The sequence below is a fragment of the Giesbergeria sinuosa genome (assembly GCF_042652905.1).
Lineage (GTDB): Bacteria > Pseudomonadota > Gammaproteobacteria > Burkholderiales > Burkholderiaceae_C > Simplicispira > Simplicispira sinuosa.
In genome coordinates, this window is record NZ_JBHSHJ010000001.1 from 93,195 (window position 1) to 114,865 (window position 21,671).

At 58.1% G+C, this 21,671-nt stretch carries 18 protein-coding genes, 1 other RNA gene and 2 pseudogenes; 15 read left to right on the forward strand and 6 right to left on the reverse strand.

Annotated features, from left to right (window positions below; genetic code table 11):
• From ACFO6X_RS00390 to ACFO6X_RS00420, 7 genes and pseudogenes are all read left to right on the forward strand, one after another.
• Positions 1-1,682, forward strand: a pseudogene (locus ACFO6X_RS00390) (hypothetical protein); the annotation flags it as partial.
• A gap of 198 nt (positions 1,683-1,880) precedes the next feature.
• Positions 1,881-2,846 carry a PhoH family protein gene (locus ACFO6X_RS00395; RefSeq protein ID WP_382428931.1) on the forward strand — a complete coding sequence of 322 codons (966 nt, stop codon included), beginning with the start codon at positions 1,881-1,883 and terminating at the stop codon, positions 2,844-2,846.
• A gap of 13 nt (positions 2,847-2,859) precedes the next feature.
• A complete protein-coding gene (gene ybeY / locus ACFO6X_RS00400; protein WP_382428933.1) occupies positions 2,860-3,318 on the forward strand; it encodes an rRNA maturation RNase YbeY in 459 nt (152 codons plus the stop codon).
• A gap of 1 nt (position 3,319) precedes the next feature.
• A complete protein-coding gene (locus ACFO6X_RS00405; RefSeq protein WP_382429765.1) occupies positions 3,320-4,093 on the forward strand; it encodes a sulfite exporter TauE/SafE family protein in 774 nt (257 codons plus the stop codon).
• 20 nt (positions 4,094-4,113) lie between these two features.
• On the forward strand, positions 4,114-4,869 hold the full coding sequence (locus ACFO6X_RS00410) for a DUF3025 domain-containing protein (RefSeq protein ID WP_382428935.1): 756 nt from the start codon (positions 4,114-4,116) through the stop codon (positions 4,867-4,869).
• A 131-nt stretch (positions 4,870-5,000) separates the two neighbouring features.
• Positions 5,001-5,876, forward strand: a complete 876-nt coding sequence (gene htpX, locus ACFO6X_RS00415) for a protease HtpX (RefSeq protein ID WP_382428937.1) — start codon at positions 5,001-5,003, stop codon at positions 5,874-5,876.
• 112 nt (positions 5,877-5,988) lie between these two features.
• Positions 5,989-6,621 carry a LysE family transporter gene (locus ACFO6X_RS00420; RefSeq protein WP_382428939.1) on the forward strand — a complete coding sequence of 211 codons (633 nt, stop codon included), beginning with the start codon at positions 5,989-5,991 and terminating at the stop codon, positions 6,619-6,621.
• A 20-nt stretch (positions 6,622-6,641) separates the two neighbouring features.
• On the opposite strand, the gene ACFO6X_RS00425 is transcribed toward ACFO6X_RS00420, so the two are convergent.
• The 5 genes from ACFO6X_RS00425 to ACFO6X_RS00445 all read right to left on the reverse strand — a co-directional run bounded on the left by ACFO6X_RS00425 (position 6,642) and on the right by ACFO6X_RS00445 (position 13,840).
• The gene (locus ACFO6X_RS00425; protein ID WP_382428941.1) at positions 6,642-8,063 is read right to left on the reverse strand and encodes a choice-of-anchor D domain-containing protein; all 1,422 of its coding nucleotides are present in this window, start codon (positions 8,061-8,063) and stop codon (positions 6,642-6,644) included.
• 98 nt (positions 8,064-8,161) lie between these two features.
• Positions 8,162-9,943 carry an NAD(P)/FAD-dependent oxidoreductase gene (locus tag ACFO6X_RS00430; protein ID WP_382428943.1) on the reverse strand — a complete coding sequence of 594 codons (1,782 nt, stop codon included), beginning with the start codon at positions 9,941-9,943 and terminating at the stop codon, positions 8,162-8,164.
• 67 nt (positions 9,944-10,010) lie between these two features.
• The gene (locus ACFO6X_RS00435; RefSeq protein ID WP_382428945.1) at positions 10,011-11,468 is read right to left on the reverse strand and encodes a DASS family sodium-coupled anion symporter; all 1,458 of its coding nucleotides are present in this window, start codon (positions 11,466-11,468) and stop codon (positions 10,011-10,013) included.
• Between the two features lie 90 nt (positions 11,469-11,558).
• Complete coding sequence (cysK, locus tag ACFO6X_RS00440) at positions 11,559-12,476, reverse strand: cysteine synthase A (RefSeq protein ID WP_382428947.1); 918 nt, start codon at positions 12,474-12,476, stop codon at positions 11,559-11,561.
• Between the two features lie 104 nt (positions 12,477-12,580).
• A complete protein-coding gene (locus tag ACFO6X_RS00445) occupies positions 12,581-13,840 on the reverse strand; it encodes an HD-GYP domain-containing protein (RefSeq protein ID WP_382428949.1) in 1,260 nt (419 codons plus the stop codon).
• A 77-nt stretch (positions 13,841-13,917) separates the two neighbouring features.
• Here ACFO6X_RS00445 and rnpB point away from each other — a divergent pair.
• From rnpB to miaB, 3 genes are all read left to right on the forward strand, one after another.
• Positions 13,918-14,261: RNase P RNA component class A (rnpB, locus tag ACFO6X_RS00450), an RNA gene on the forward strand.
• A 46-nt stretch (positions 14,262-14,307) separates the two neighbouring features.
• Positions 14,308-14,772: a hypothetical protein gene (locus ACFO6X_RS00455; RefSeq protein ID WP_382428951.1), complete on the forward strand. Its 465-nt coding sequence runs from the start codon at positions 14,308-14,310 to the stop codon at positions 14,770-14,772.
• A 7-nt stretch (positions 14,773-14,779) separates the two neighbouring features.
• The gene (miaB, locus tag ACFO6X_RS00460; RefSeq protein WP_382428953.1) at positions 14,780-16,114 is read left to right on the forward strand and encodes a tRNA (N6-isopentenyl adenosine(37)-C2)-methylthiotransferase MiaB; all 1,335 of its coding nucleotides are present in this window, start codon (positions 14,780-14,782) and stop codon (positions 16,112-16,114) included.
• Positions 16,115-16,134: 20 nt separating this feature from the next.
• Here the strand turns inward: miaB and paaX are convergent, their stop codons facing one another.
• Positions 16,135-17,103, reverse strand: a complete 969-nt coding sequence (paaX, locus tag ACFO6X_RS00465) for a phenylacetic acid degradation operon negative regulatory protein PaaX (RefSeq protein WP_382428955.1) — start codon at positions 17,101-17,103, stop codon at positions 16,135-16,137.
• A 503-nt stretch (positions 17,104-17,606) separates the two neighbouring features.
• On the opposite strand from paaX, the gene ACFO6X_RS00470 reads away from it, so the two are divergent.
• The 5 genes and pseudogenes from ACFO6X_RS00470 (at position 17,607) to ACFO6X_RS00490 (ending at position 21,513) form a co-directional block, all read left to right on the forward strand.
• Complete coding sequence (locus ACFO6X_RS00470; RefSeq protein ID WP_382428957.1) at positions 17,607-18,482, forward strand: branched-chain amino acid ABC transporter permease; 876 nt, start codon at positions 17,607-17,609, stop codon at positions 18,480-18,482.
• A gap of 4 nt (positions 18,483-18,486) precedes the next feature.
• Complete coding sequence (locus tag ACFO6X_RS00475) at positions 18,487-19,419, forward strand: branched-chain amino acid ABC transporter permease (protein WP_382428959.1); 933 nt, start codon at positions 18,487-18,489, stop codon at positions 19,417-19,419.
• A gap of 2 nt (positions 19,420-19,421) precedes the next feature.
• Positions 19,422-20,183, forward strand: a complete 762-nt coding sequence (locus ACFO6X_RS00480; protein ID WP_382428961.1) for an ABC transporter ATP-binding protein — start codon at positions 19,422-19,424, stop codon at positions 20,181-20,183.
• 16 nt (positions 20,184-20,199) lie between these two features.
• Positions 20,200-20,595 (forward strand): annotated as a pseudogene (locus ACFO6X_RS00485) (hemerythrin domain-containing protein); the annotation flags it as partial.
• 216 nt (positions 20,596-20,811) lie between these two features.
• Positions 20,812-21,513 (forward strand): ABC transporter ATP-binding protein, encoded by a 702-nt coding sequence (locus ACFO6X_RS00490; protein ID WP_460535389.1) that lies wholly within the window; start codon positions 20,812-20,814, stop codon positions 21,511-21,513.
• Positions 21,514-21,671 lie beyond the last annotated feature (158 nt).

Genomic DNA, 21,671 nt, shown 5'->3' on the forward strand with positions numbered 1-21,671 from the left:
TGAGCACCGCCTTTATCAAGGCGTTGGGCACGGGGGCGATTGCCTCCTTGGGCACGGCGCAGATTGTGGGGCTGAGCAGCGCGCAACTGGCCGCTTGGAGCAGCTCGGATCAAATCCGGGCGCTGGAGACGCAGGATGTGGCGCAATTGACGACCGGCCAAGTCAAGGCCTTGTCCACTGCACAAATTAGTGCTTTGAGCACAGGGCAGTTGGCTGCGTTGAGCTCCGTAGTGGTTCCCGTACTCAGCACTGCTGCGGTGGTGGCATTGGATACGGCAAGCATTGCGGCACTGACAACAGCGCAAGTGAAAGTGTTGACAACAGCACAGATCAGAGCCATCAGCGATCAGCAGTTGGCCGCGCTACAGACGGAGGATGTTGCAACACTCAGCTCTGCACAAATAGCCGCCTTGAGCACCGCCAGTTTGTCGGGGCTGACCACAGATCAAGTGGTTGCCTTGACACCTGCCAATACGGTGGGTTTGAGCACCGCGCAATTGCGCGCCTTGAGCAGCACCCAAATAGCAGCATTCCAAACGGCAGACTTTGCAGTGCTTGGCACGGCACAGCTGGCTGGTTTGGGGGCAACGCAAGGGCCGGGTTTGAATGCCAGTTTGTTGGGCACCTTGGATGCCACCGAGATTGGCAAATTGGCCACAGCGTTTGTGCAGAATCTGAACACTACGGTGATCAGTGCGTTCACATCCACACAAGTGGCCGCCCTGACGACAACACAGATCAAGAATTTGACGGTTGCACAACATGCAGCCTTGAATTCATCCCATCTCGGTTCGCTACAAACCGCAGCGTTCACCAGCATGGCTTCGCCATTGGTGTTGGATTTGAACGGTGACGGTGTGCGCACTGTGGCGGTGGCTGGGGGCGTGTCGTTTGCTTTGGGTGCAGATGGTTTGTTGCGCCAGACAGGTTGGGTCTCGCCTGAGGATGGCTTGTTGGTGCGCGATCTGAATGGAGACGGCATCATCAACAATGGCCGTGAACTGTTTGGTACCGCTACCGAGCTCAATGCGGGTGTCACGGCCATCGATGGTTTTGCGGCCCTGAGCGATCTGGACAGCAACGGTGATGGCCGTATCACTGCACAAGACGCCGCCTTCTCTGAGCTGGCTGTCTGGAAAGACGCAGACGGCAATGGCCAGACTGGCACCGGAGAACTGGTGAGTTTGACGCAAGCCGGTGTGGCCGCATTGCACTTGGATGCCAAGGCTTCTGCCGAAACCGATAACGGCAACCTGCTGGGTTTGGTGTCTTCGTATGAAACCACCGATGGTCAGCAGCGCGATTTGGTTGACGTGTGGTTCCGCCAAGGTGCAGTGGTAGATGACAGCCTGCGCACGGCAGTGAGCAGCCTTACAGAGTCGTTGGGTGGTTACCTAGAAAATGGTACTGCCATGACGGCAACCGCTGGGCTGGATTTTGTGCCGCAACAGGGGCTCACCTTGGCTCCCGCCTTGGCTGTGGGCGATGAGGCACTTCCTGCCACAGAGGCTAACTTGCTAACACCGTTGTCAGATTACTACCGACGTTCGGTGGCTGCAGTGGCGCCTTCTTTGGAGGTAGGTGCCAGTTTGCCGGGTTTGGGCGCATCGGGCACCACCATCCAGCAGACACTGCCAGCCTCCTTGGCGATAGTGCCAACGGAAATCCTGCAAGGTAAGTGAACTCGTAACCTCGTGTGAGAAGCTGGCTGCCTTTGGGCAGTCAGCCCATTTTGGGGTAGCGGTCAATGCAGGGCGTGCAGTCTCTGTCATGCCACAAAGCAGGCACCGCATATCCCAAAGTGCCGAACGACCTGTTGGTTGGAGCGGGTGGGGGCGCTTTTATGATTGCTTTCTTCCCCCAACCAGCCGTTTTGCACCGTGATTCTTCGCCACCATTTCACTCCCCACAACAACACTCGTCTGACGCACCTGTGCGGCCCGGCAGATGCCCACCTGCGTACGATCGAGGCTGCCTTGCAGGTCAGCATTGCGCACCGGCATGAGCAGTTCAAAATTGACGGCCCCAAAGCGCGTGCCACGCAGGCGCTGGAAATGCTGCAAGCTATTTATGAGATAGCCGATCGCCCCATCACTGAGGAATATCTGCAACTGATGCTGGCGGGCGATAGCGCCATGAACGAGGCTGCGAGCATGGCTCCAGCCCTCAGCACTCGGCGGGCCGACCTGCGCGCACGCACCCCCACCCAAGCGATGTACCTGGAGAATATCGCTACGCATGACATCACCTTTGGCATTGGGCCTGCGGGCACTGGCAAGACTTATTTGGCCGTGGCTTGTGCCGTTGATGCGTTGGAACGTTCGAGTGTGCAGCGCATTGTGCTGACACGTCCGGCAGTAGAGGCAGGCGAGCGGCTGGGTTTTTTGCCAGGGGATTTGGCACAAAAAGTAGATCCCTATCTGCGCCCGCTCTACGATGCTTTGTACGACTTGATGGGCTTTGACAAGGTGCAAAAAGCCTTTGAACGCAATGCCTTAGAAATTGCCCCACTGGCCTTTATGCGGGGGCGCACGCTCAACAATGCCTTTGTGATTTTGGACGAGGCACAAAACACCACGCCCGAACAGATGAAAATGTTTTTGACCCGTATTGGCTTTGGGGCCAAGGCCGTGGTTACGGGCGATGTGAGCCAGATTGATTTGCCCAAGGGCGCCATGAGTGGCCTGATTGATGCTGAGCGTGTGCTCAAGCGCGTCAAGGGCATTGCCGTGACGCGCTTCACCAGCGCCGATGTGGTGCGCCACCCGCTGGTGGCCCGAATTGTGGATGCTTACGATGCGGCAGGTCGCCCGGCTGTAGCCCGTCAGCGCAGTGCCCCCCTTTGAATGGTTTTTTACGATGTCCTTGTCTGCCCTCACCCTGTCCCTGCAATTTGCCCGCTTTGATGGCGTGGCCCAACACCGCGCTGCTTTGCCGCGCCACAAGGTCATGCGTTGGATTCGCCACGCATTGGCCAGTGATGCCGAAATCACGGTGCGGATTGTCGATACCGAAGAAGGGCAACAACTCAACCGCGCTTACCGCCAAAAAGATTACCCCACCAACGTGCTGACGTTTGATTACGCCCAAGAGCCAGTCGTGTTGGCTGATTTGGTGCTGTGTGCCCCTGTGGTAGAACGCGAAGCCCGTGAGCAAAACAAATCGTTGCAAGAACACTATGTCCATTTGTTGGTGCATGGCACCTTGCACGCCCAAGGTTGGGATCACGAGACCAGCGAGCAAGATGCGCAAGAGATGGAAGCCTACGAAACCGAAATCATGACCGGCTTGGGTTTTGCCGATCCTTACGCTGCCTGAGATGTGGCCCTCTGTCACTGAGGTGCTGTGGTTGCTGGGAGCGGCTTTTGTGGCTGGTGCGCTCAATGCGGTGGCTGGAGGGGGAAGTTTTTTGACGCTGCCCGCCTTGGTGTGGACGGGGGTGCCGCCTGTGGTAGCCAATGCGACTGGCACAGTGGCATTGTTGCCTGGCTACATGGCTAGCGTTTGGGGTCAGCGCCAAGATGTACAAGCCCCGCCGGGCTTGGGCTTGGGCTTGCGGGCTGTGGCGCTGTTGTCGCTGTTGGGAGGGGCCTTGGGCGCCATTTTGCTGCTGTTAACACCCAATGCCACTTTTTCCCGCATCGTGCCGTGGTTGTTGTTGGTCGCTACGGCCCTGTTTGCTTTTGGCCCTCGGTTGCGGCAATGGGCATCGGGTACCACAGGCACCGAGGGGCATGCTGCACACTGGCGTGTGGGGGCGGGATTGCTGGCGGTGGGCGTTTATGGCGGTTATTTCAATGGCGGCTTGGGTATTTTGCTGCTGGCCTTTTGGAGCTTGTGTGGTGCCATGTCATTGCACCAGATGAATGCGCTGAAGAACCTGGTCTCGGCTTTGTTGGCGGCGATTGCAGTGGCTGTCTATGCAGCAGGTGGTGTGGTGCAGTGGCCGCAAGCCCTGTTCATGATGCTGGCCGCTACCGCAGGCGGCTACGTTGGCGCACGGCTGGTGCGGCGTATTCCTCCATCGTGGCTGCGGCTGGGCATTGTGCTGACGGGGCTGGTGATGGCTGCGCTGTTTTTTGCCCGTGCATGAAGCCAGAGCAAAGGTCTGAGATGGAACCTCGGGTGTTGGCATCTAGGGCGTGGTGTGCGCCTTGGCTGGCTCCAGTGCAGCCTATGGTGCAGCAGGTACAGCAGCGTTGGCAGGCAGGCTGCACGGTGGCTGAGGCACTCAATGCACAGCCTAACGTGCCGGTGTGTTTTGTGCCGCAAGCCGATTTGCCCTCCGGTATGGCCTATGAGTCATTTATTTTTCAGACCCATAAAGTACCCACCCGCGATAACCTGCATGATTTTTTCAATGGCCTGATTTGGCTGCACTACCCCCAGACCAAGCAGCGTTTGAACCAGCTCCAAGCCGAGGCCATTGCGATGCAGGGCGTGGGTGCTGTGCGTGGCCCTGTGCGCGATGCCATCACCCTGTTTGATGAAAACGGGGCTGTGTTGGATGCCCCCGAACCACTGTGGCAGGCGCTGTGGGTGCGGGACTGGCGGCGCTTGTTTGTGGATTTACGCCCGCTGTGGATGCAGGCCCGGCTTTATCTGTTGGGCCATGCATTGTTAGAAAAATTGGTACAGCCGCGCAAATCCATCACCGCCCATGTCTATCGGCCCCAAACGACATTGGCATCCAATAGTAGCGTGGCTGCTGTGGATAGCTGGTTGGCACAGGAGTTGGCCGCCCAACATCTTGCAACCAAACCTTTTACCCCTTTGCCTGTGTTGGGTGTTCCGGGCTGGTGGGCAGAGAACGAGAACTTTTCCTTCTATGATGACTCCGATGTCTTTCGCAGACCACACCGGGGGTAAGCCGCAGATGGTTGCGTTCTCTTGGTGATGGGGTTGCCTGTGGTGGGGCCGTGCCGCTTGAAAGTGGGTGCAGGTTGCCCCATTTGCCACCCAGAGAGGCTTTGCACCATCCCTGTGGAGAAGAACCGAACATGAAACGCATTTTGTTATTTGTCCTGACCAACGTGGCTGTGGTGGCAGTGCTGGGCATCGTGGCCAGTCTGTTGGGTGTGAACCGCTACTTAACCTCAAACGGGCTGAATTTGGGCGCCTTGTTGGGTTATGCGCTGGTGATGGGCTTTGGCGGTGCCATCATCTCATTGCTGATCTCCAAGCCCATGGCCAAGTGGAGCTCGGGGGTGCAAGTGATTGAGCAGCCTCGCAACCAAGATGAAGCCTGGATTGTGGACACCGTGCGCAAGTTTGCCGACAAGGCAGGCATCGGAATGCCTGAAGTGGGTATCTTTGAGGGCGATCCGAATGCCTTTGCCACTGGAGCATTCAAAAACTCGGCATTGGTGGCGGTGTCTACGGGCTTGCTGGAGAGCATGACCCACGAAGAGATTGAAGCCGTGATTGGTCATGAAGTGGCCCACATCGCCAATGGCGACATGGTGACTATGACACTGATCCAAGGCGTGATGAACACCTTTGTCGTTTTCTTGTCGCGGGTCATTGGCTATGCGGTAGACAGCTTTTTGCGCAAGGGAGACTCGGAAAACTCTGGCCCCGGCATTGCCTACACCATCACCACCATTGTGTTGGATATTTTGCTTGGCTTTGTTGCTGCAATGATCGTGGCTTGGTTTTCGCGCCAGCGTGAATTCCGCGCTGACGCAGGAGCCGCACAACTCATGGGCCGCAAGCAGCCCATGATCAATGCTCTGGCCCGTCTGGGTGGAGTGCATCCGGCAGAACTACCCAAGAGTATGGCAGCTATGGGGATTGCAGGTGGTATTGGTCAGTTGTTTAGCACCCACCCACCCATTGAAGAGCGCATTGCGGCGCTGCAAAACGCAGGGCATTGAGTTTTGGGTGTCCAGAGTGGGGGCAGACTAAATTGGCATAGCTATGGCGCAACCGCTCGATTATGGTACCTAGAAACAGGCTTTAGGCCATCGCTTATCTAAGGAGTGCGCAGTGGAGTTTTCTACCTGGCTGGCATTGTTTGCTGCATCATGGGCGATCAGTATTTCTCCGGGGCCGGGTGCGGTGGCCTCGATGAGTGCTGGGCTGAACCACGGGTTTCGGGTGGGTTACTTCACCGCTTTTGGCTTGGTGTTGGGTATTTGGGTGCAAATTGTGGTGGTGGGGCTGGGGTTGGGTGCCTTGATGGCGGCATCCAACACCGCCTTTACGGTGGTCAAATGGCTGGGGGTGCTCTATTTGGTCTGGCTGGGCATCCAGCAATGGCGCGCGCCAGTGGTGCCTATGGTGGCCAAGATCGAAGGGGAGCGCCCACAAGCCTCGCGCACCAGCATGGTGCTGCGCGGCCTGTTGGTGAACATCGTCAACCCCAAAGGCACCGTATTTTTGCTGGCGGTGGTGCCGCAGTTTATGGACTTGGCACAACCCTTGGTGCCGCAGTATGTGGCTATTGGGCTGACCATCGCCTTTACGGATCTGGTAGTGATGGCTGGTTATACCGCGTTGGCGGCTAAGGTGTTGGGCACCCTGGCCTCTACCGCCCATATTCGGGCCATGAACCGGATTTTTGGGGGCATGTTTGTGTTGGCAGGGTCTTTGTTGGCGTTGTTCAAGCGGGCCGCTTGAAGTGCAGGCTGCACGCCTGTCTATGGAACCGAGAGCAACAGCAACACTTGGCCCCGTGCCAACATGTCTTGGGCATTGCGGCCAAAACCAACCAACAGTTGCAGGCCGTGCAGGCTGCTCAAGTCCCCTAGCGGGAAGGCCCAAGTTTGGGCCGAGTAGCTGCCATCGCTGCGCTCTTGGTATAGATCGCTACCTTGGGCGGCTTGATAGGCCGGCACTTCACCCCCAGCATAGGCCACCACTTGCCACTGCATGTTTTGCAGGGTCAGAAAATACAATTGCCCCCCATACAAAGCTGCCAAATACAACTGGTAGCTGCCGTGGCGTTCGCTGGCTGTGGGGGCAAAGACAAGCACCGGATTGACGGCTTGTGCGCTGCTCACGGGGGTTTGCACAATGATGCGTCCTGCAACGGGCTGTATGGTGACCATGCCTGTGCCACTCAGTGCAATCTGCGTGTTGCCCACATCTGAGACGATGGTAGCAATGCCACTGTGTGTGCCGGTGGCACTGGGCGTGAAACCTACCGTGAGGCTACAACTGGCTCCCACCGCCAAAATGCTGCCGCAATCCGACTGGATCGAGAAATCTCCCGAGGCTGTTATGGACGACAAGGTTGCTGGTGCAGCAGCTTGGTTGTTCAGGGTAATGGTTTGTGTCAGAGAAGTCCCCACCTCCAGTGGCCCGAAGTCCAGTTGGGTGCTGCTCGGTGCGAGTCCGGAAGTGGATGGGCTGCTGACAAATGCGGCGTGCAGTGTGTAGCGTCCATAGGCAGAAGCATTGTTGGCCCAAACTTGGAGGTAATAGTAGCCAGCATCGAGGGCGCTGCTGTCCCGAACGATGGTACTGCCATCACTGCGGTACAAGGTATGACCAAAGGCTGATGCCAAGGTACTGTCGGCTGTAGTGGTGAGCTGTAAGGCTCCGTGGGTGGGCAGGTAGAGTTGGTAGAAGTCGTGGTAGTCGTGGCGCTCATCGGTCAACGCACTATAAAACCCTAGGTGCCCAGTCGTGCTGCTGTTGGGAGACAGTGCCAACGCGGTGTCGCGGCTTTGATTAGGCTCGGGGTCTCCACCAGCCTGCGGGGCAATGTTCAATTGGGCCGTGTAGCTACCGGTACTGTTGCTGTTGTTCCAGAGTTGCAGCACATACTGACCCGCTTGCAGAGGCCAAGTGCCTTCACTTTGCCCTGGGTGTGCCCAAGTAGAACGCACCACATCCGTAGAGTCGGTGGTGGTGATGCCAAAGCCTGCATTGCCACCGTGGAGTTGCCCACCAAGCACCGAGGTCAGAGAGACTAAACTGTCTTCACTTAGTGAGAAGATAAAAGAATCACCACTGTGTGCGGGTGTGATCTGGCTAGTGAACTCCACCGCTTGGGCGCAGGAGAATGCGCAGCCTAAACAGAAGGGAAGAAGTGCTTTTTTCAAAAAAATGGGCATGACCAACTCCTGATGGTGGGCCAAGACTTGCAGTACGCTCCTACCCTGCCAGCACCAGTGTACGACCCCACCTGTGCTGTGCCAATGCCCGTCATGGGTCAGTCCGTCTGGCCCAGTAGACGCCGTGCCACGGCCTCTGCCACCTTAATGCCATCCACCCCGGCAGACAGAATGCCACCAGCATAGCTGGCCCCTTCGCCGGCTGGGTAGAGACCGGCTGTGTTCAGGCTCTGAAAGTTGTCGCCACGGGTGATCTTGAGCGGCGAGGATGTGCGTGTTTCCACCCCAGTGAGTACGGCATCGGGCATATCAAAGCCTTGGATTTTGCGACCAAAGGCAGGTAGGGCTTCGCGCAGGGCGGCAATGGCATAAGCTGGCAGGGCCGGATGCAGATCGCCCAGCGTTACGCCTGGCTTGTATGAGGGCTGCACCTCACCCCATTGCTGCGAGGGCCGCCCGGCAATGAAGTCTCCCACCAACTGGCCCGGCGCGTTGTAGTTGCTGCCGCCCAGCACATAGGCGTTGGATTCCAACTGGCGCTGCAACACGATGCCCGCCAGTGGGTGCGCTGTGCCGTGGGCTGGATTTTCACTGCCATAGGTGGCCCCCAAAGTGGCCTCAAAGGCTGCGGGGTTGGTAGGGTAGTCGCTGGGGTCTATGCCCACTACCATGCCAGCGTTGGCGTTGCGCTCGTTGCGCGAATACTGGCTCATGCCATTGGTGACTACCCGGCCCGGCTCGCTGGTGGCGGCCACCACCGTACCGCCGGGGCACATGCAAAAGCTGTAGGCGGTGCGGCCATTGCTGGCATGGTGCACCAGTTTGTAATCGGCTGCCCCCAACAGCGGGTGCCCGGTATGGCGGCCCCAGCGGGCGCGGTCAATCACGCCTTGGGGGTGTTCGATGCGGAAACCGATGGAGAACGGTTTGGCCTCCATAGTCACACCGCGCTGGTGCAGCATGGCGAAGGTGTCGCGCGCGCTGTGGCCCAAGGCGATCACTACTTGGGAGGCTGGCAGCTCATAGCTTTGGCCGTTGGCTTGGTCTAGCACCTGTAGGCCACGCAGGTGGCGACCTTGGCCGTTTTCTTCTATCAGGATATCGGTGACGCGCTGCTCAAAGCGCACTTCACCCCCCAAAGCAATGATTTGCTCGCGCAGGTTCTCTACCACCTTGACCAGCTTGAAGGTGCCAATATGCGGGTGGGCAGCATACAAAATTTCTGGTGGGGCACCGGCTTGGACAAACTCCTCCATCACCTTGCGCCCCAGATGGCGCGGGTCTTTGATTTGGCTATAGAGCTTGCCGTCAGAGAATGTGCCGGCGCCGCCTTCGCCAAATTGCACATTGGATTCTGGGTTCAGCTCGCGCTTGCGCCACAAGCCCCAAGTATCTTTGGTGCGCTGGCGCACGCTTTTGCCACGCTCTAGCACGATGGGCTTAAAGCCCATTTGTGCCAATACCAGCGCCGCAAAAATCCCACAGGGGCCAAACCCCACCACCACTGGGCGCTCGGCCAAATGGGCGGGTGCTTGGCCTACTGGGTGCCAAGCCATGTCGGGCGTGGCTTGGATGTGTGGATGGCCTGCATGACGGGCCAACAGGGCCGCCTCTTGCGTTGGCTGTGCCAGTGTCACATCCACAATAAACACGGCCAGCAATTGGGCTTTGCGGGCGTCAAAGCTGCGTTTGAACACCTCCAGCTGTGCCAGTTCGGCCTCTGGTATGCCCAGTGCCTGTGCGGCCAGACGGCGCAAAGCTGCTATGGGCTGTGGTGCTGGGGCGCGGTCGGCCTCAGTCTCTGCACTGGCATCGGCAGCGCGCAGTGGTGGCACGGGCAACTCGGTCAGGGGCAGCTTGAGTTCAGACAGACGAATCATGGCAACAGGCCCGTGGTCATCGGGCAGGGTGAAGAAAAAAGGGAGGCAATTTTACGGGGGCTCCTGATCACCAGTAGCCCAGCAACTTCCACCAGACAGAGCCAGCCAGTACCCAAATCACCAGCAGCACCACACTCATCACCAGCCCTGCTTTCCACCATTCTCCCAAGGTGGTGTAGCCCGAGCCGTAAATGACGGGCGAGGTGCCCGTGGCATAGTGGGTGAGCGTCATCATGATGTTGGAGGCGGCAGCCATCATCAAGGCAAATGGCAAGGCAGGCGCCCCCAAGGCCAAGCCCGCACCATAAAAAGCCGCAAACATGGCGGTGATGTGGGCGGTGGTGCTGGCGAACATATAGTGGGCGTACAGGTAGGCCAACATCAGCAGGGCGCTAGCGCCCACCCAACCCAGCCCCATGCTTTCAACGCTGGTCTTGATGCTGCCCGACAGCCAAGTGATCAGCCCCAGCTTGTTCAAGAAGCCTGCCATCATCACCAGTGCCGAGAACCAGACAATGGTGTCCCAGGCGCTTTTTTCTGTCAGGATGTCGTCCCAGGTGAGTACCCCCGTCACCAACAACACGCTCAGACCGATAAAAGCGGTGGTGGTGGCATTGACGTCCCAAGCCTTGCCCAGCAGCATGGCGGGCACGCCAGCCCACAGCACCAGCAGCAACACAAACACCCCGAGCATGATGCCTTCACCCCGGTTGATGGGCCCCAAGGCAGTGAGTTTGCTGCGGGCAAAGTCTGCGGCATCGGGGGTGCTCTTGATGTCGGGCGGATAGAGCCAGTACAACACCAGCGGCATCAACCCAATAGCCAACAAGCCCGGCACCAGCATGGCCAGTGCCCAAGTGCTCCAACTCAGGTGGATTTGTGCCCCAGTGGCTTCGGCAATCAATTTGACCACCAATGGATTGGGCGCTGTAGCCGTGATGAACATGGCCGAAGTGATGGGGTTGGCGTGGTAGTTGACCAATGCCAAGTATTTACCCATGCGGCCTTCGGTGTGCTCTTTGGGATTGGAGCCAAAGCTGTCGGCAATCGAGCGCATGATGGGGTGGATGATGGCGCCACCCCGTGCGGTGTTGCTTGGGGTGACGGGAGCCAGCGTCAGCTCCGACAGAGCCAGCGCGTAGCCAATACCCAAAGTGCGTTTGCCAAACAACGAGATAAACCAGTAACCGATGCGTGCGCCCAAACCGGTTTTGGTCAGGGCGCGCGAGATCATCACAGAGACACCAATCAGCCAGATCAGCGGGTCGGCAAAACTGCTCAGGGCATCCCTGATGGCCGTGGCGGGGTTGTCGCTGGTGACACCTGTAACCGCTACCAGTGTGATAGCCAACATCGACAACGCCCCAATGGGCATGGCCTTGCCGATGATGGCCGCAATGGTGGCGACGAACAAGGCCAGCATGTGCCACGCATTGACCGACACCCCCGCAGGTATCGGAACAAAGAACCACAAGAGCAGCCCTACCGCACAGGCAACGGCAGCCGGAAGAGGTTTGAAGCCCATACAACCCCCCAGTTCGACACAGAGTGAAATCAGTGTAAAACTTTGCCGGGGTGCTGTGTGGTTTGTGCGCTAGGGGAAACCCCGTTCCACTCAGGAGGGCAGGAAGCCTTCTACCGACAGGTAACGTTCGCCAGTGTCATAGCTAAAGCCCAGCACTTTGGCACCAGCGGGTAGTTCGGGCAGTTTTTGCGCGATGGCGGCCAGTGTGGCCCCAGACGAGATGCCCACGAGCAACCCTTCTTCGCGTGCGGCGCGGCGGGCATACTCGCGGGCCGGTTCGGCATCCACTTGGATCACGCCATCGAGCAAGCTGGTGTCCAGATTTTTGGGAATAAACCCGGCGCCAATCCCTTGGATGGGGTGTGGCGCCGGAGAGCCACCGCTGATCACAGGCGAGGCGCTAGGCTCTACCGCAAATACTTTGAGCTGCGGAAATTGGGCTTTGAGCACTTTGGCAACGCCAGTCAGGTGGCCGCCAGTGCCTACGCCAGTGATCAGGGCATCGAGCCCTTCAGGAAAGTCGGCCAAGATTTCTTGTGCTGTGGTGCGTGCATGCACATCCACATTGGCTGGGTTTTCAAACTGCTGTGGCACCCATGCACCGGGAGTTTGGGCTTTGAGCTCTTCAGCACGGGCAATGGCCCCCTTCATGCCTTTTTCGCGGGGGGTCAGGTCAAATTGGGCACCGTAGGCCAGCATCAGGCGACGCCGCTCAATGCTCATGCTGTCGGGCATCACCAAAATCAGCCGATAGCCCTTCACCGCTGCCACCAATGCCAAGCCGATGCCTGTGTTGCCCGAGGTGGGTTCAATGATCGTGCCACCCGGTTGCAGAGCACCGGATTTTTCTGCGTCCTCCACCATCGCCAAGGCAATGCGGTCTTTGATAGAGCCGCCGGGGTTGCCGCGCTCAGATTTGACCCAGACGTTGGCATCTGCACCAAACAAGCGGTTGATGCGGATATGCGGCGTGTTGCCAATGGTCTGCAGAACGTTGTCGAATTTCATGGCCTCAGGTTCCTGTGTAGGGGAAAAACCAACACATTCTGTCCCAGTTACATGGGCCTTGCGGCTATTTGTATATGGCCTATAGCGCACAAAGCAATACCTCCTCAAACCAGAATGTCGAAATGCCGCTGCACCATGTCGGTCATGAGCTTGCGGGTGGCTACTTCATCCAGCCCCTGCAACTGCCGATGCAATTCGGGGGCCAGTTGGCTAAAGGTGTCGAGCACCAGGGGGTCAAAGTGGCTGCCCCGGCCTTGCTGCAAGATAGCCATCACCTCCTCAAAAGGCAGAGGTTCTTTGTATGGGCGGCGTGAACTGAGCGCATCGAACACGTCTGCCACGGCAAAAATGCGTGCTGACAGCGGAATATTCTGACCTGACAAACCGCGCGGGTAGCCTGAGCCATCCCATTTTTCGTGGTGGCTGCCCACGACATCGCGGGCACCATCGAGCCAGCCAGCGCCAGTGACGATGTCTTCGCCTTGGGCAACATGGGTGCGCATGATGGCCATTTCTGCTTCATCAAGGCGCCCCGGTTTGAGCAAAATGGCATCCGGAATGCCAATTTTGCCCGCATCGTGCAAAAAGCTGCCCGCAATCAGAGACTGCATGGCTGCCCCCTGCAAGCCCAAGACATGGGCGGTGCTGGCCGCCAGCCAAGCCACACGGTAGTTGTGTGCGCCAGTGTCAGAATCGCGCTTGGCAATGGCCCGGCCCAAAGCTTCCATCATGGCAATATGCGACTCCAGCACCTGTTGGGCCTTGTGTTCGTTCTCTTTGGCCAGATGCACCACCACCGGGTAAATCACGGCACCACAGACCAGTGAGGCCAAACACACCATCAGACTGACGATGAAAGCGTCAGACCGAATTTGCTGGCGCTGCCATTCAGGGATGATGCGCACCCCTTCAAAATAGCCAGTCACGGGGCCGGAATGGGATTCACGCAGTGGCACGAAGACCCGCAAGACCCATTGCCCCCCAGGCAGGGGCAGGCTCTCATACGATGATTCACGATATCGGGGCGTGCCGTGGCGCGGCAGTTGGGACTCGACAATATGCCCTTCTGGCGTGACCGACTCGGCCAGCTTGTGACCATCGGGGCTGTAAATCTCGGCAATTTCAAACAGCCCCCCCGTGAGGAGTTGCGCGGCCTGTTGGGCCTGAGCGGCTGCTTTGGGGCCATCTAGGCGCACGCTGCTATGCACGGTCAGGACGCGGCGGGACTCCTCTTGGGCGAAGGCCACCACTTCCTGTTCAGCGTTTTCGCGTGAGACCAGCCAGGCCAGTGGACTGGCGCAGGCGGCCATCAGCAGTGTGACAGCGGCAATACGGCCTGCGGTTTTGCGTTGGAAAGTCTGCATCCATTTCACCTTTGAAGAAGCTGTGCCACTATGTGTTGTGCCGATGAAGCCCGTCTGAATGCCATAATCGCTACTGTGAAGCACGCCAGACCGCCGCTGGTGCAATCTGGGAAACCAGGCACTGGAGGAACGTCCGGACTGCATAGGACAGCGTAGCAGCTAACGGCTGCCCACCGCGAGGTGAGGATCAGAGCAACAGAGACGAGTCCCTTGGAACCATCCGCGCTAGCGGCAGGAGCCTCGGGGGTGAAACGGGCAATCTCTACGCGCAGCAATACCAAGTAGGCCAGCGTTGATGTGGTTCCGCAGAGCTGGCGGGTAGGTAGCACCGAGCCGGGTGGGCGACCCCCGGCCCAGAGTAATGGCGGTCACGTTCGGGCAACCGAATGCACAGAATCCGGCTTATCGGCGTGCTTCACATTTTGGTGGCCCCCTAAAATCAGGGCTTCAGCCACTGGATACACACCATGCACTGCTGCACCCCTGTTACTTTGCCCTCCCTTGGCGGATCACTCCGCACCCATGTTTCGCACTGGTCGTTCGCCCTCGCACTGATAGCACTGGTGGGTGGTTTGACCAGTTGGCCCACCCCCGCACAGGCCCAGATGCTGCCCACCGCAGGGGCTGCCCGCAACTTTCCTGAGGCGGCACTGCGTGGCACGTTGGTGGTCACAGGGCAAGGGGTGGCTGAGATCAACGGCCAGGCCATCCGCATGGCGCCAGGGATGCGCCTGTTGAATCCAGAAAATGCGTTGGTGATGCTGCACACCGTGGTGGGGCAGAAGTTCACCGTCAACTATTTGGTGGAACAAAGCACTGGCATGCTGCTTACGGCTTGGGTGCTCAGTGCCGCCGAGGCAGCGCAAGAGCGCAAAGGCAGCGGTGTACAACGCAATTATCGTTTTGAGTCTGACAGCACTACCGTGCGCTGATCCCCCCATGAGCAAAAAAGTATTTATCAAAACCTTCGGCTGTCAGATGAACGAGTATGACTCGGACAAGATGGCCGACGTTCTCGGTGCCGCCCAAGGCTACGAACCTACCGACAACCCCGAAGAAGCTGACCTGATTTTGTTTAACACCTGCTCTGTGCGGGAAAAAGCGCAAGAAAAGGTGTTTAGTGATTTGGGCCGTATCAAGCATCTGAAGGACAAGGGGGTGCTGATTGGTGTGGGCGGCTGTGTGGCCAGCCAAGAGGGTGAAGAAATCATCAAGCGTGCGCCGTATGTGGATGTGGTGTTTGGCCCACAAACCTTGCACCGCCTGCCGGAGTTGCTGCAACAGCGCACGGCCAAGGCCAAGCCGCAGGTAGACATCAGCTTTCCAGAGATTGAAAAGTTTGACCACCTGCCGCCCGCCCGAGTGGAGGGGGCCAGCGCCTTTGTCTCCATCATGGAGGGGTGCTCCAAATATTGCAGCTACTGCGTGGTGCCTTACACCCGGGGTGAAGAGGTGAGCCGCCCGTTGGACGATGTGCTGGTCGAGGTGGCTGGGTTGGCTGATCAGGGCGTCAAAGAAATCACGTTGTTGGGCCAGAACGTTAACGCTTACCGGGGGGCGATGGGCGATACCGCCGAAATCGCCGACTTTGCCCTGCTGTTGGAATATGTGGCCGAAATCCCCGGCATTGAGCGCATCCGCTACACCACCAGCCACCCCAATGAATTCACGCCACGTCTGATTGAGGCCTACGCCAACATCCCGCAACTGGTCAGCCACTTGCATTTGCCTGTGCAGCATGGCAGCGACCGGATTTTGATGGCCATGAAGCGCGGCTACACGGCGATGGAATACAAAAGCACGGTGCGCAAGCTGCGGGCCATCCGCCCCGACATGGCGATGAGCAGCGACTTTATTGTTGGTTTTCCGGGGGAGACTGAAGACGACTTTCAGAAGATGATGAAGCTCATCGACGATGTGCGTTTTGACAATAGCTTCAGCTTTATCTTTAGCCCGCGCCCCGGCACGCCAGCGGCCAGTCTGCACGACGATACACCGCAAGACGTCAAGTTGCGCCGCTTGCAGCAGTTGCAAGCGGTGATCAACCAAAACATCAAAGATATCAGCGAGGAGCGCGTGGGCACGGTGCAGCGCCTGCTGGTCGAAGGCGTGAGCAAGCGCGATGCCACGGAGCTGATGGGCCGCACCGAATGCAATCGGGTGGTCAATTTTCCGGGCCATGCACGCTTGATGGGGCAGATGGTGGAGGTGCGCATCACTGAGGCCAAAACCTACACCCTGCGTGGCGAAGTGCTGGTGCGCGAGAGCGCCTAAAACCACCCTGGCCGCGTGGCTCAGGCGGGTTGTTCTAGGCCATCTTCAATCTGAAAACGCCGCAACAGCAGGCGCGCAGCACGCGGCATGTCGCCATTGGCTAGTTGCAAGCACTGGTCTAAGTGGCGCTCAGACGGGGCCAGCAAGCGGCGATAAATCTCTTTGCACAACAGCCGGGCTTGGTTGCCAGGCCAGCCTGTGGGTAGCAGCACTTCGGGCAGCTCTGGGTCGCGCAATAAAAAACGGCGAAAGTCGTGGATGAGCAGGATGCGCGCCAAGCAGGCTTGCTCTTCGTTCACGCTGTCGGTGGGGTCTTGCTGCAGTGCGTCCAGAATGGGTTGGTAGCGGCAGACAAAGCTGCTGTAGGCGCTGGCCAGTCCATCCAAGTTCCAGGCACGTTGCACCATGCTGGCATCGTCGGCGCTGGGGCTGAGTTTGGGGTTCAGGGCCACCAGTGGCATCAGCTGGGGCAGCAGATCGGCCATGCCATCGGCGGCCAGGGCATCAAAGGCGACGTCCAGCTCGGCGCTGGGGTGGATAAAGCAGCCGGAGCCAGTATCGCCAAAACCTTGCCAATACAGCGCCTGGCGCAAACGTTCGCGCTGGCGTGGCTCGAGTTCACCCACCACCATGATAAGGCGCCAACGCCGATCCCACAGTGGGGGTTCGGCGGCGTAAATTTGTCGTGAAGCTTCTTCAAAGCGGCGTTGTCCCGAAGGGGTGAGCATGTAATCGGTGCGCCGTCCTACGGCCTCGGTTTGCAGCCATTCGTCTTTGACCAACCGAAACACCGTGGTGCGCACCAGCCGTTCGTTGATATCCAAAGGCTGCAACAGTTTGATCAGACTACCCAACCAGACCCGCCCCCCCCGGGGCAGGATGGCATCACCAAAGACCGAGGTGATGAGCGAGCTGGCCTGTACGCGGCTTTTCTGGCGAAAGCTCTCCAAAAGGGCCTCAATGGCCTGTGATGCGATATGTTCGTTCATAGGTGCTCGATGGTAGCGGCGCTGCACCTGCGCTGTAGGCATGGTCTGGATGCTTTCTCAAGAAGTGATACATACATAGATGTTTTGTGTCAATCAATGTAACTATCTACGGGTTCATCCGTTTACCATTTTTTAAAATCCTTGGCTTACCCTCTGGGCAACATAGGAGCGTTGTGCAGGGGGAATTTGGTGAATTTCTGCGTTAAATCAAACCAAAAACAGGCTGTTGGCGCTGTTGAGGATGTGTTTTTGGTCATTTGAGGGCGTTTTTTCCTAGGGATTACCCTTGTTTTGACCTTCAAACAGGATACAAAAACCAGAAAAAATCCCATTCTGGGTATCATGTTGGTGGGTGCGCAACGCGTCGCGCCAGACTCTTTTTATTCCGCCCCACACTGGGCAGGGTTTGTGCCTGCCTTTTCAGAATCCACTACGGAGACACCACCTATGTTGTTGCCGCTACACGGTCGCGATGCCTGTGCGACGCCTGGGAGAAATGACTGATGCTTGCCGAGTTTCTGCAATTTCTGTTCTCGGGCATCACCGTGGGAGCTACCTATGCCTTGGCGGCGCTGGGCTTCACGCTGATCTATAACGCCAGCAATGTGATTAACTTTGCGCAGGGCGAGTTCATCATGCTCGGTGGCATGTTGGCCGTGTTTTTTGCCCAGATGGGCCTGCCAATGCCGGTGGTGTTGCTGTTGGCTATCGCCATTCCAGCGGTGGTGGGTGTGGTGATGGAAAAAGTAGCCATTGAGCCGATCAAGGGTGCGGAAACGGTCTCCCTCATCATCGTCACCATTGGGGCTTCATTGGTGATTCGTGGCCTCATTCAGGTGTGGTTGGGCAAGGGCACACACAGCTTGCCTGCTTTTTCGGGCGATGCGCCATTGCAAATTTTGGGTGCCACGCTGCTGCCGCAAAGCCTGTGGGTGCTGGGGGTGACGGCGGTGGTGGTGGTGGGGCTGTGGTACTTTTTTAACCGCACCCTGACTGGCAAAGCCATGCTGGCAACGTCGTTCAACCGCACCGCTGCCGAGTTGGTGGGCATCAACACCAGTTGGGTGCTGTTCATGAGTTTTGCGATGGCGGCCGGTTTGGGCGCGCTGGGTGGCATTCTCATTACCCCCATCACCATGACATCTTATGACGTGGGCATCATGCTGGGCCTGAAAGGCTTTGTGGCCGTGGTGGTTGGTGGCTTGGGCAATGGCCTGGGGGCTGTGGTGGGTGGTTTGTTGGTGGGCGTGCTCGAAGCCATGGGCGCGGGCTATATCTCTTCTGCCTATAAGGATGCCATGCCGTTTGTGCTGATCCTGTTGGTGCTGTTCTTCATGCCGCGCGGCCTGTTCGGTGGCAAATCGACCGATCGGGTGTAAGACCATGCAAAAGAGCGCATATATCGGACTGGGCTTGCTCATCGCTGTGCTGTTGGTGCTGCCGTGGGTGGTGCCCAACAGTTATTACATGGATTTGGCCATTCGCATCGGCATCAACGCCATCATCGTGATTGGCTTGAACCTGCTGATTGGCTTTGCTGGTCAGATCAGCTTGGGCCATGCGGGCTTTTTGGGTATTGGTGCCTATGCTTCGGCAGTGTTGCCAACGCATTTTGCTTGGCATCCCTTGCTGGCAATGGGTGCAGGTGCCGCAGCCACGGCAGTGATTGCCGGGTTGGTGGCACGCCCTATTTTCAAGCTCAAGGGCAACTATTTGGCTATGGCCACGCTGGGGCTGGGCATCATCATCAACATTGCACTGCGCAATGAAGCCCAATGGACGGGCGGCCCCGATGGCATGCCGGTGCCTGCCATGTCGGTGTTTGGGTTTGAACTCAGCAGCGATAAACATTGGTACTGGGTGGTAGCCACCATGCTGGCCTTTAGCGTGTGGGCGTCGCTCAACATGATTGATTCACCCTTTGGTCGGGCGCTGCGTGCCTTGCATGGCTCCGAGGTGGCCTCGCAGGTGGTGGGCGTGAACGTGGTGCGCTACAAGGTCACGATCTTTGTCATGTCGGCGGTGTTTGCCAGCATCATGGGCAGCATCACGGCACATTACATGGCCTTTGTGACCCCCAACTTTGCCGACTTTTTCCATTCAGTGGAATTGGTGACCATGGTGGTGGTGGGGGGCATGGCCTCGGTGTTTGGCTCCATCATTGGTGCGGTGCTGCTCACGGCCCTGCCCCAAGCCTTGGCGACCTTTGAGGGCTGGGAAACCGTGGTGTTTGGCGCGGTGCTGATGCTGTGCATGATTTTTCTGCCCAAGGGCTTGGTGCCCACGCTGGCGGCCAAATTTGGCAAGGGAGATTGAACATGGCCTTGCTGGAAGTCAAAGACCTGTCGATCCACTTTGGTGGCGTCAAGGCGGTGCAGAACGTTTCGTTCAATATTGATGCAGGCATCGTGTATGCCGTGATTGGCCCCAACGGCGCGGGTAAAACCACGCTGTTCAACCTGATTACGGGGGTGTATAAGCCCACCACGGGCGAGATTCGTTTGGATGGCGAGCCTATCCACGGCAAATCTCCCAACGAGTTGGCCGAACGCGGTGTGGCGCGCACGTTCCAAAACCTGCAAATCTGCATGAACATGAGCGCCATCGAGAACGTGATGGTGGGCGCACACCTGCGGTTAGACCGCAACCTGTTCAAAGCCGCCCTGCGCTGGCCCAGCTTGCGCAGCCGCGACCGAGAACTGCGCGAAGAAGCCGCCGAGCTGATGCGCTTTGTGGGCCTAGAGAGCTATATCAACGCCCGCGCCGATGCCATGTCTTATGGCGTGCTCAAACGGCTGGAAATTGCCCGTGCTTTGGCGATGAAGCCGCGCATGATTTTCTTGGATGAGCCTGCCGCTGGGCTGAACCCGAAAGAAACCATCGAAGTCGATCACTTGGTGCGCAAGGTGGCCGACTCGGGCATCACCGTGGTGTTGGTGGAGCACGATATGAAGATGGTGATGAACTTGTCCGACCGCATTTTGGTGCTCGATTACGGCAAGAAACTGGCCGAAGGCACTGGAGCAGAGGTGCGCAAGAACCCTGATGTGATTGCTGCCTATTTGGGTGCCCACGGTTAAAACGGAAGCAGGAAAAATGGAAACACTGCGTATCATTACCGAAGAGCATCGCAGCTTCTGGCGCATGGCGATTGCGCTGGAACAGGTGGCCGATGATTTGGATGCGGGCAAGCCGGTCGATCCGGCGTTCTTTCAGGCGGCGTTTGAATACATCGAGAAGTTTGCCGACCACGCACACCACCGTAAAGAAGACGATTACCTGTTCCCGCTGATGCGCCAGCGCGCGGCCGATGCCGTGCCCTTGGTGGAGGCACTGGAAGAAGACCACCGCCAAGCCATCGTCCATTTGGAGGCCATGCGCCAAGCCTTTGCCCAAGTGACGGCAGGCCAGCCACCAGAGACCTTGGTGCAATCACTGCGCGACTATTGCAAGCGGCTGAAGAACCACATCCGTATGGAAGAGGGCAAGGCACTGCCCTTGGCCCGCAAAATCTTGACGGCCGAGGACTGGCAGCTGATTGATGCCCGCTTCCAAGAGCACAACGACCCCCTGTTTGGCCCCGAAGCCCGGGCCGAGTTTCAAGAGCTGTACCACCGCGTGGTCAGCTTGGCCCCCGAGTCGGTGGGCTTGGGCGCGCACAGTGGTGGCGTGTTGCAAACCACCATGCCCGCCAGCGGCGGGGATGTGCTGCTCAAAGTCACAGGCTTAGAGAGCAGCTATGGCCGCATCAAGGCGCTCAAGGGGCTCAACTTAGAAATCCACCGGGGCGAAACCGTGGCGCTGGTGGGGGCCAACGGGGCCGGGAAAACCACCTTTTTGCGCACCTTGTCGGGCGTGCAACCCATGGGCGCTGGGCAAATTTGGTTTGATGGTGAAGATATTTCTAAGGTGCGTGCCGACCAGCGTATGCGCCGGGGCATCTGCCAAAGCCCCGAAGGGCGCCAAGTGTTTGGCCCCTTGGCAATTGAAGACAACTTGCTGCTGGGCGCTTACACCCAACCTAAGCAAAACGTGCCCGAAGACCTGGAAAAGGTCTACGCCATGTTCCCGATCTTGAAAGAAAAGCGCAAGTTGCCTGCAGGCACCCTGTCGGGCGGCCAACAGCAAATGCTGGCGATTGGTCGGGCGCTTATGGGGCGGCCCAAGCTGTTGTTGTTGGATGAGCCTTCGATGGGCTTGGCGCCGCTGCTGGTGCAGGAAGTGTTCAACGTGGTCAAGGCGCTCAAGGCGCAGGGCATGACCATCATTTTGGCCGAGCAGAACGCTTTTGCCGCGCTGGCGCTGGCCGACCGGGGTTATGTGATCGAAACCGGCGAAATCACCCTGACAGGCACCGGCCAAGACCTGATCCACAACGAAAAGGTGCGCGCAGCCTATTTGGGCATGTGATGTCTGGCTGATGGTTGGTTGTAGCTGTCCACTGTCCGAGAACTTGGGGCCAGTGGAGCGCCAGCCTGCCTGAATTGCGGGTTTTCCCGAATTCTTCAGCCATTAAAAGTGTTACTTGATTATTGAATTTTGTGCCCATCAATTGGTAGGTTTTAAGG